We start from the raw sequence: 9,631 nt of genomic DNA, 5'->3' as shown, positions 1-9,631 counted from the left end.
TTGATTCATCGATGATCACCATGCTGGTTCGGTGCATGAGGCAATGACACTTCAAGAAATAAATGAATATTTTTTTATTTGACACCCGAATACTTTTTTAATTTGAGATAAACAAATAATGCGTGTTCTAGTAGTGGAAGACGAAGCCAAAACTGCCGAATATCTTCAGCAAGGGCTTACCGAAAGTGGCTATATCGTTGACCGGGCAAGTAATGGTGTCGATGCGCTGCACCTGTTCCAGCACAACACCTACGGCCTGGTCATCCTGGATGTGAACCTGCCCAAGGTGGACGGCTGGGACGTGCTCGACACGATCCGCAAGACCAGTCGGGTTCGCATCATCATGCTGACCGGTCGTGGCCGCCTGCACGACAAGCTGAAGGGCCTGGACGGCGGCGCCGACGACTATCTAGTGAAGCCGTTCGAGTTTCCGGAACTGCTTGCCCGCATCCGCTCGCTGCAGCGGCGTGGCGACAAGGTGGTGGACCACCCGACCTTGCGGGTCGCAGACCTTGAGCTGGATCCGGGTCGCCACCGCGCGTTCCGGGGTGACCTGCGCGTCGAGCTGACTACCAAGGAATTCGCCCTGTTGCGCCTGCTCATGAGCCACCCAGGGGAAGCCCTGACCCGCTCGCAGATCATTTCCCTGGTCTGGGACATGAACTTCGACTGCGATACCAACGTGATCGACGTGGCGATCCGGCGCCTGCGCGCCAAGATCGACGATCCGTTCGAGAACAAACTTATCCACACCCTGCGCGGTGTGGGCTATGTGATCGAGGAGCGTTCATGAAGCGCTTCAGCCTGGCCGCCAGGTTGGGACTCAAAGTCGGCTTGATGAGCGTGATACTGCTGGTGCTGCTCTCTATCGTGGGCTACCTGATGCTCGGCCAGGCGCTGGAGCGCACGGCGCAAAGCAGCCTGATCACCAAGATGGGTGGCATGGCCCATAACCTATCGACCGTCGCGGATCTGTCCGAGGTCACCGCAGACTCCCACCAGTTGGTCGACCTTGCGATGGGCCACAACAACCTGTTCGTCAGCATTTTCGATACGGCAAACAGCCGAATCCCCCTGCTGACCATCGGCTCGAAAAAGATAACCACCGAACTCACCAGCTTTCCTGCCAACGATCAAGTGGAGTTCTACGAGTGGAACAACGAACTGGGCATGCCCATGCTCAGCGTTTCCCAGCTCATGCGTCTGGCTGACGGTACCCAGGTCGGTGTGTACATGACCGTGGATGAATCCTCCGATGCCGAATTGCTCCGGGCGATGCTGAGCTGGGCCCTGATGGCGTCACCCTTCATCCTGGCGCTGATCATGGTCGTGGCCTGGTGGACGGTACGCCGGGGCTTGCTGCCGCTTACGCGCTTTCTGAAAGTCGCGTCGAAGATCTCCACCGACAACATGCAGCATCGGCTGCCTACCGACCGCTTGCCGATCGAACTGCTGGAGCTCGCGGACGGCATCAACTTTATGCTGCACCGCCTGGACGGTGGCGTGCAGCAGCTATCGCAGTTCTCGGACGACCTGTCCCACGAGTTGCGTGCTCCGCTCACTAACCTGATGGGCAAAGCACAGGTGGCCCTGTCACGACCACGCAGCTCGGAGGAGTACCGTGAGGTGCTGGAATCCTGCGCCGAGGAGCTGGATCGCATGAAAAGCATGGTGGCCGACATGCTTTTCCTGGCACATGTCAGCCAGCCTGCAGCCTTGGTGCAATTCGAGACGGTGGCACTGGTCGACGAGGTGCAGAGGGTCAGTGACTTGTTCAGCCTGAGTGCCGAAGAGAGCGGCGTTCGGCTCGATGTGTCAGGCAGTGTCGATGTGATCCAAGGCAATCGCCTGATGATTCAACGGGCAGTGTCCAATTTGCTCTCCAACGCCATTCGCTACTGCCCACAAGGGCAGGCTGTAGTGGTGAAGGTTCACCGTGAGCAGGAGCACATCAGGCTCAGCGTAGGCAATCCAGGCCAAGGTATTCCGGAAGAGCACCTGCCTCATCTGTTCGAACGCTTCTATCGGGTCGACAAAGGGCGTGCGCGCAGCGAGGGAGGCACAGGCCTCGGGCTTGCCATCGTGCGATCGATCATGAGCCTGCACCAAGGCGTGGCGAAGGTAGAAATAACGGGCTCGGGCTTTACCTGGTTCCACCTGAGTTTTCCGGTGAACCGTCTCTGAGCCCAAGGCGTCTTTCAACATTGTAATTCGCGCCTCACGTTGTCGTCAGAGACGCTTCTTTAAGCTTCAGGGGTATCGAAAATCTCACGATCCATTGAGATCCAAACCCCTGGAGTTTCTGAAAATGCGACTGACCCAAGCGCTTCTCATCGGTGTACTGGCTGTTGGTGTGACGACACCGGTATTTGCCGAAGATGGCTACGACCGCTCGATCGAATTCAACAAGAAATTCCGCGAGGACCAGAAACGCCTCTGGGGTGAAAAAGACACCGCAGACAAAGCCAAACCGGCAGAGACCAAAGAAAAGGAAAACGCTAAAAGCCCATCCTAGGCTCATGGATGTGCTGTTTCTCTACTTCCTCCTTCCCCCTCGATCTTGAGGCAGGCGCTTGACCGCCTGCCCCGGATCACCCTCAAGCGGCATCCTCCTCAACGCATCGACAGCTGGACCGCCAGCCCCGCCAGTGCACTCATCACCAGCACCTGGATCACACCGCGCTTGAAGTAGAACAGGGCAATAGCGGCGGCCGCGGCGATAAGTGCGGAGGCCCACTCGAATCCTCCCCCAAAGCCGTTGGGCCAGAGCACGTGGTAACCGAAGAACAACGCCAGATTCAGGATCACACCTACCACGGCGGCGGTGATCCCGGTCAGCGGCGCTGTGAACTTCAGTTCGTTGTGCGTCGACTCCACCAGCGGACCGCCGGCAAGGATGAACAGGAACGAGGGCAGGAAGGTGAACCAGGTGACCAGCACAGCCGCCACCGCGCCCGCCAGGAACGGATGGTCGGTGCCGAACATCGGGTGGATGTAGCTGCCAATGAAGCCGACGAAAGTCACCACCATGATCAACGGCCCCGGCGTTGTTTCCCCCAGGGCCAGGCCGTCGATCATCTGCGTGGGCGACAGCCAGCCGTAGTGACCGACCGCACCTTGGTAGACATAGGGCAACACCGCGTAGGCACCGCCGAAGGTGAGCAACGCAGCCTTGGTGAAGAACCACCCCATCTGGGTCAGAGTGCCTTGCCAGCCGAAGATGACGGTCAGCAACCCCATGGGGAGCATCCATAGCGCCGCACCGATCAGGATCAGCTTGAGCAGATAGCTCCAGCGGAAACGGGCATGCGCGGGTGGCGGTGTATCGTCATCGATCAGCGCAGGCCCGTAACTGGCCTTCCCGGAGCCATGCTTGCCAGCGGTCACGAACTTGTCCGGCAGCACTTTTCCGCCGATGTAGCCCAGCACGGCAGCGGCCAGAACGATCAGCGGGAACGGGACGTTCAGGGCAAAAATGGCGACGAAGGATGCTGCGGCGATCGCCCATAGCCAGCCATTCTTCAATGCCCGGGAACCGATGCGGTGCGCCGCATGAACGACGATCGCGGTGACCGCCGGCTTGATGCCATAGAAGATCCCGGCAACCACCGGAACGTTGCCGAACTCGATATAGACCCACGACAGCCCGATCAGGATGAACAGCGACGGCAGCACGAACAGCCCGCCAGCAATCACCCCGCCCCAGGTCCGGTGCATCAACCAACCGATGTAGGTCGCGAGCTGCTGGGCCTCGGGCCCGGGCAGCAACATGCAGTAGTTCAGGGCATGCAGAAAGCGCTTCTCGCTGATCCAGCGGCGACGCTCCACCAACTCCTGGTGGAGGATGGAGATCTGTCCTGCCGGCCCGCCAAAGCTGATGAAGCCGATCTTCAGCCAGAACAGCAACGCTTCGAACAAGCCCACCGGGGTCGCTGGCTTGAGGGGGGCTTCGCCCGTGGCCAGCGTCGTCGTTTCAGCCATGACCGTTTTCCTCGTTGGCAAAGGCCGCCAGCAGCCCGTCGAAGATGCCGTTTGCCGCTGCCATCAGTTGGTTGTCATCGGTAATGCTCTCGCGCAGGCCCGCCAGGACACGCTCGATGCCGGACGCTTCCGCAGGCTGGCTGCCACCGACATCGAGGTAGTGAACCAGCGCGGCGATGCGTGAAAGGCCTGGAGCCTGCAGCACGAAGCTGTCGATCAGGGTTTCGAAGGTGACGCGGTGCCCGACATGGCTGAACGCGGCGCCATCGAAGTCAAAGCCCAGTGCATCGGCGGGGCAGTCGCTCGGGGATTCCAGCCAGAGGATTTCCGCGCCGCTGTCGATGAAGCGCTGGATGAGCCAGGCACAGGCCAGCCGGTCGACCCAGGGACGTCGACGGGTTGCCCAGCGACGCCCCTGGTAATGACTGTGGTCCAGCAGCGTGACGGGATGATCCTGAATGTGCGGTTCATCAGGTGAGAGGGCACGGCTGATTGCCGTCTCCAGCGCTTCCAGCGCGGTCTCCGTCTGCTGCTTCGCAACGCCGGGGAAGAAGTCGATCAGGGCCAACTGGGCGAAGCTCTTGCGCAGTTTTCTGACCTGGCGAGCGACCTGCAGGGCGTTCTCGGGAAGCAGTCCCTCCCTGCACGCGGCGACTTCGTCGCGCAGCTTGCTGTACTCCTCACTCCGGTCGAACAGGCCGGCGAAGCGAGTTTCTTCGTCCGGGAATGCCAGCAGAAACGCAGTGCCGCCGCTGACCGTCACATCGCGCTCCACGGACTCGAACGCCTCGCGGCCCGCGTCCTGCTCAGGCAACAGGTACACACCGTCGCGCAGCACGGCAGCGCCGCAAGCCTTCAACGCCCGCCAGGCACGCATACGTTCGGTCGCGTTGGCCGTGGGGAGTGCCAACACAAGAAGAAGCCAATTTTTCATGTAGAGAATCAAACATAAAATGTATGAATCTCTACTTTAGCTCTGTTCTCAGGAAAATGCACTGCCGGGATGAGGGTTCGATTCACTCACGTTGACCGTATCCCCCCAGGGGGGATACGCTAGAAACATGAATCACCCGCACTACCCGGAGGTAGCGCATGCTATCCGTTCTAAAAAATCGTACTTATCGACACCTCTTTCTGGCCCAGGTGATCGCCCTGGTGGGCACTGGTCTGGCGACGGTTGCCCTCGGGCTTCTGGCATTCGACCTGGCCGGCGCCCAGGCGGGAGCTGTATTGGGTACCGCGCTCGCCATCAAGATGGCGGCTTACATCGGCGTTGCACCGGTTGCCGCCGCGTTCGCCGAGCATCTGCCGCGCAAGGCGATGCTGGTCACCCTCGATCTGGTCAGGGCAGCGGTCGCGCTGATGCTGCCCTTCGTCACCGAGATCTGGCAGGTGTACGTGCTGATTTTCGTGCTGCAGTCGGCCTCTGCGGCGTTTACGCCAACCTTCCAGGCCACCATCCCTGACATCCTGCCGGATGAGCGCGAGTACACCCGGGCGCTTTCCCTTTCGCGCCTGGCCTATGACCTGGAAAGCGTGATCAGTCCGATGCTGGCCGCGCTGTTGCTTACGGTGGTCAGCTTCCACAGCCTGTTCGCGGGCACGGTGGTGGGCTTCCTGGTGTCCGCCGCGATGGTCGGTACCGTGGTGCTGCCCCTGGCGGCACGAGGACCCAAACGCAGCATCTATGAACGCACCACCAAGGGCATGCGGATTTTCCTGCGCACCCCGCGGCTGCGTGGCCTTCTTGCACTGAACCTGACGATCGCAGCCGCCAGCGCCATGGTCATCGTCAACACCGTGGTACTGGTGCAATCCAAGTTCGCGCTGCCCCAGAGCTCTACCGCCATGGCCTTGATGGCCTTCGGCGGTGGCTCGATGGTGGTCGCCCTGATGCTGCCCAAGCTGCTGGAACGACTGGACGATCGCAAGGCGATGCTGGCCGGCGGTGCCGTGCTGGTAGCCGGTTTGATCCTGGGTACCTTCGTCTCCAGTTACCCGGCGCTGATCCTGTTGTGGCTGGTGTTGGGTGCCGGCTACTCCCTGGCACAGACACCGTCCGGACGCATTCTGCGGCGCTCGTCCTCAGCCCAGGATCGACCTGCGCTGTTCGCCGCCCAGTTCGCCCTTTCACACGCCTGCTGGCTGATCACCTACCCGCTCGCGGGATGGTTGGGGGCAAGCGTCAGCCTGACGGCTTCGTTCATCGGACTGAGTCTGGTTGCCGCCGTAGCCTGGCTGGTGAGCAAGCGGATCTGGCGCCCGGAGTATGAGGAAGACGTGGTAGCGCACAATCACGATGACCTGCCGGAAGACCACCCGCACGTGGCCAACGGCAATGCGCATGCGCACTCGTTCGTCATCGATGACGATCACCGGAAATGGCCAAAGCCATAAAGCCCGCGTTGCACGGGTTCTATCGATGATCTTCGCGTAATCCAGAAAGAAACAGGGCCGCTTTAGCGGCCCTGTTTGCATCACTCGTGCGAGTGGCCGTGACCCGCATCGCCAGACTTCGATTCGGTATCAGTACCACCGCAGGCAGCCAACAGGCCGAGGAAGCTCAGCACAACGAGCGATTTGAGGATTTTGGTAGTCATCTTCAGCTATTCCAATTGAGATCAAAAAGTCGGGGCGAACAACAGGTTCGCCCCGGCGGGATTACTTCTTCACGTTCAGGTAGTCGCCAGTCGTGTTCAGCACGATGGTGACATCGGCGTTGGTGCGGTTACGCCAGAACCAGCCATGGGTGCCATCGAACAGCGCGGTCAGGTCGCCCTTGTCGCCTTTCACCTGACGCCCTTTGCTGTAGCTGTGGAAATCGCCTTGGGCGGCGTTGTAGATCTCACCGTGGGTGTCGTGGTTGACCGGGCCGGATGCGGTCCATTCATAGCTCACAGTGCTGCCCTTGAGCATTTCCAGCTTGATCTCCCGACCTTCGCCTGGCGTCAGGGTTACGGTGACCTGATCGGACTTGGCGTTGGCAGCAGGTTTGCTGGATACGGGAGCCGCGGGCTGAGGGGCTGCTGCCACTTGCTGTACGGGTGGCGCTACCGGTGCAGGTGCCGGTGCAGCAGCAACGACAGGAGCTGGGGCCGGAGCAGCTGCCGCTTTCGACGCAGCCTCGTCAGCCAAAGCCTCGGCAGCGAGGGTGATCTTGATCTCGCCCATTTGCGTCAGGCCCATGGCGCGGCCCAGGCCGGTCGGGTCGACCGCGTATTCCGAAGGCATCACCACGGTGACCAGCAGGCCCATGGCGACAGCCAGGGCAATGACGGTGGAACGAACGAGTTGGCGGCTGCTCGGCAATTCGCTTGCCGATGGGAGTGGAGAATTGAACATGATCAGGAGTCCTTAAGCGGTCAGAAACAGGCCGGAGATCTGGTAACCCATCAACAGGAAACCAGCACTCATCATTGCGACGTTGGCGGTATAGGCATGACGCCAGAAGCTTGGGGTCTGCCTCCAGAAGCCCATCAGGATCAGAATGGCGCTCAACGCCATCAGCTGACCGATCTCCACCCCTACGTTGAAGGCGATCAGGTTGGGGATCAGCCCATCGGGAGAGATCTCGTATTCCTGGATCTTGGTTGCCAGGCCGAAGCCGTGCAGCAGGCCGAAAATCAGCGTGGCGGCCTTGGTGTTCGGCTGATAGCCGAACCAGCGCTGGAAGGCGCCCAGGTTATCCAGGGCCTTGTACACCACCGAGAAACCGATGATTGCGTCGATGACGTACGAGCTGATGCTGACTTCCGTCAGCACGCCGATCAGCAGCGTCACCGAATGGCCGACCGCAAACAGCGTGACGTACAGGCCGACATCCTTCAGCCGGTAGAGGAAGAAGATGACGCCGAACAGGAACAGCAGATGGTCGTATCCCGTGACCATGTGCTTGGCGCCCATGTAGATGAAGGGGATCAGCATGACCCCGGTGCTTTCCTGGATGAAGCCCTTGTCACCCTCGGCCACGGCATGGGCCAGAGCTTCTGGCATGCCGATGAACAGCGAGGCGACGAGCAGGAACAGCAGATACAACAGGTGGCGTGAACGCATGGCGAACAGGCCCCCACCCTTTAGGGAGTGCGAATGCATGGATCAATCCTTTCTTGCAGTGATTGTTGGCCGCAGAGCGGCCTTGGTCAGGAAGCAAGCACAGGACGGGGTGGGCGTTCGATACGGAAGATGGGGGGCCAAGGCACGGAATCGCCCAGCATGGCCAGGTGTACCGAGGCTTCGAAATGACTGGAGAAGTGGATTGCAGCTGGTATCTGAGGCGTTTCGTGCTGGTGATCGGGCGTCAGGGGGGAGTGGTAGTGATCAGAGCACTGCGCACAACTCAGGGACGAGTCGTGGGAGTGATCATGAGTCAGGCTCTGGGCGCTCTTTGCCGTGATTTGCGAGAGGACGGAAAGTGAATAGGCATGACCGGTCCAGGCCAGCAGAAAGGCCATTGCCAAAGCCACGATCATGGTCGCTGAAAGAAAACGACGAGACATCCCAATGCTTATCCGGTTGAAACACGGTGTGAAATAGCGCGTTTGACCCAACCCCCCCAGGGGGATAGCATGCAGAGCGTAAAGTATCGCCGTCTGAGACTCAAGTCATGTCAGAACACGTTCACGACCAACCGCATGGTCACGCTCATACCCACCAGACTCACGACGCCATCATCAAACGCCTCAAGCGAGCGGACGGCCACCTGCGCAGCATCATCACCATGATCGATGAAGGACGTGAATGCGTGGACATCGCCCAGCAGCTCCATGCTGTTGAAAAGGCCGTGTGCCAGGCGAAGCGGACACTGATCCAGGACCACATCGACCATTGCCTGGAAGACTCGGTGACAGCCCTGAGCAAGGGCGACCGTTCGGCACTGGACGAATTCAAGCAAATCACCAAATACCTGTAGGCACGGTGCTCGGTTGTTGAATGTTTGAGTACGGCGGTTACCTCGGCCTGTTTCTGGCTGCATTCGGCGCGGCAACCCTGCTGCCCATGCAATCGGAGGCAGTGCTGGGCGGACTGCTGATATCCGAGCGTTTTTCCACAGCCATCCTGCTGGTGGTGGCCACCACAGGCAACGTACTCGGATCGGTTGTGAACTGGCTGCTGGGACGAGGTATCGAGGCTTATCGCGAAAAGCGCTGGTTTCCGGTAAAGCAAGCGGCCTTCGAAAAAGCCAAAGCCTCCTATGAACGTTACGGGTACTGGTCGCTGCTGCTCAGTTGGGTACCCATCATTGGAGACCCGCTAACCGTGATCGCCGGCGTGATGAAAGAGCCGCTCTGGCGGTTCGTCCTGATCGTCACGCTCGCCAAGGGCGGACGGTATCTGGTCCTTGCGATTCTCATCCTGGAGAACCTGAGTTGAGCGCGTACGAATCACCACCTTCGCGGGTTGAACGACACAACGGACAGGACCTCATCAAGTGGATCGCCCTGCTCACGATGGTGCTCGACCACATGCGTCTGGCATGGCCATCACTGGATAACCTGTTCATTCTGGGACGCCTCTCGTTCCCGCTGTTTTGCCTGGCGATCGCCGTGAATGTCTGTCGAACGGAAGTTGGCGCGTTGTTCACTCGCAGCAATGGCCGCTACCTAAGGAAGGTCTGAAGTAACCCTGTATTTCCGGTCGACTTCAGCCCTTG

General features: G+C 59.9%; 11 protein-coding genes and 1 pseudogene. 7 read left to right on the top strand and 5 right to left on the bottom strand.

Features of this window, described 5'->3' with window-relative positions:
• Positions 1 to 118: 118 nt before the first annotated feature.
• The 3 genes from LO50_RS12695 to LO50_RS12685 all read left to right on the top strand — a co-directional run bounded on the left by LO50_RS12695 (position 119) and on the right by LO50_RS12685 (position 2,515).
• The gene (locus LO50_RS12695) at positions 119 to 793 is read left to right on the top strand and encodes a heavy metal response regulator transcription factor (RefSeq protein ID WP_003288515.1); all 675 of its coding nucleotides are present in this window, start codon (positions 119 to 121) and stop codon (positions 791 to 793) included.
• Entirely contained in the window at positions 790 to 2,184 is a 1,395-nt protein-coding gene (locus LO50_RS12690; protein ID WP_003089080.1) for a heavy metal sensor histidine kinase, read from the top strand. Before LO50_RS12695 ends, LO50_RS12690 begins: the two co-directional genes overlap by 4 nt.
• 124 nt (positions 2,185 to 2,308) lie before the next feature.
• Positions 2,309 to 2,515, top strand: coding sequence for a hypothetical protein (locus LO50_RS12685; RefSeq protein WP_003089081.1), 207 nt, complete (start codon positions 2,309 to 2,311; stop codon positions 2,513 to 2,515).
• Positions 2,516 to 2,613: 98 nt separating this feature from the next.
• Here the strand turns inward: LO50_RS12685 and chrA are convergent, their stop codons facing one another.
• Positions 2,614 to 3,981: a chromate efflux transporter gene (chrA, locus tag LO50_RS12680; protein ID WP_003089083.1), complete on the bottom strand. Its 1,368-nt coding sequence runs from the start codon at positions 3,979 to 3,981 to the stop codon at positions 2,614 to 2,616.
• A complete protein-coding gene (locus LO50_RS12675) occupies positions 3,974 to 4,915 on the bottom strand; it encodes a chromate resistance protein ChrB domain-containing protein (protein ID WP_023095846.1) in 942 nt (313 codons plus the stop codon). The genes chrA and LO50_RS12675 overlap by 8 nt, the downstream gene beginning before the upstream one ends.
• Positions 4,916 to 5,073: 158 nt before the next feature.
• Between LO50_RS12675 and LO50_RS12670 the strand changes: the two genes are divergently transcribed.
• Entirely contained in the window at positions 5,074 to 6,378 is a 1,305-nt protein-coding gene (locus LO50_RS12670) for an MFS transporter (protein ID WP_003089087.1), read from the top strand.
• Positions 6,379 to 6,458: 80 nt separating this feature from the next.
• On the opposite strand, the gene LO50_RS25595 is transcribed toward LO50_RS12670, so the two are convergent.
• From LO50_RS25595 to LO50_RS12660, 3 genes are all read right to left on the bottom strand, one after another.
• Complete coding sequence (locus LO50_RS25595; protein WP_016713062.1) at positions 6,459 to 6,581, bottom strand: hypothetical protein; 123 nt, start codon at positions 6,579 to 6,581, stop codon at positions 6,459 to 6,461.
• A 61-nt stretch (positions 6,582 to 6,642) separates the two neighbouring features.
• Positions 6,643 to 7,323 (bottom strand): hypothetical protein, encoded by a 681-nt coding sequence (locus LO50_RS12665; protein ID WP_003089089.1) that lies wholly within the window; start codon positions 7,321 to 7,323, stop codon positions 6,643 to 6,645.
• 12 nt (positions 7,324 to 7,335) lie between these two features.
• Positions 7,336 to 8,073, bottom strand: a complete 738-nt coding sequence (locus tag LO50_RS12660; protein WP_003089091.1) for a HupE/UreJ family protein — start codon at positions 8,071 to 8,073, stop codon at positions 7,336 to 7,338.
• A 511-nt stretch (positions 8,074 to 8,584) separates the two neighbouring features.
• On the opposite strand from LO50_RS12660, the gene LO50_RS12655 reads away from it, so the two are divergent.
• The 3 genes and pseudogenes from LO50_RS12655 to LO50_RS12645 form a co-directional block, all read left to right on the top strand.
• A complete protein-coding gene (locus tag LO50_RS12655) occupies positions 8,585 to 8,890 on the top strand; it encodes a metal-sensing transcriptional repressor (protein ID WP_003089094.1) in 306 nt (101 codons plus the stop codon).
• 20 nt (positions 8,891 to 8,910) lie between these two features.
• On the top strand, positions 8,911 to 9,351 hold the full coding sequence (locus tag LO50_RS12650; protein WP_003089095.1) for a YqaA family protein: 441 nt from the start codon (positions 8,911 to 8,913) through the stop codon (positions 9,349 to 9,351).
• Positions 9,348 to 9,584, top strand: a pseudogene (locus LO50_RS12645) (TraX family protein); the annotation flags it as partial. The gene LO50_RS12650 and the pseudogene LO50_RS12645, both read left to right, overlap by 4 nt.
• Positions 9,585 to 9,631 lie beyond the last annotated feature (47 nt).

The sequence above is a fragment of the Stutzerimonas stutzeri genome (genome assembly GCF_000935215.1).
In the GTDB taxonomy this organism is placed as follows: Bacteria; Pseudomonadota; Gammaproteobacteria; order Pseudomonadales; family Pseudomonadaceae; genus Stutzerimonas.
The sequence above is the reverse complement of the archived record's forward strand: the minus strand, read 5'-3'. Positions and strand labels throughout refer to the sequence as shown.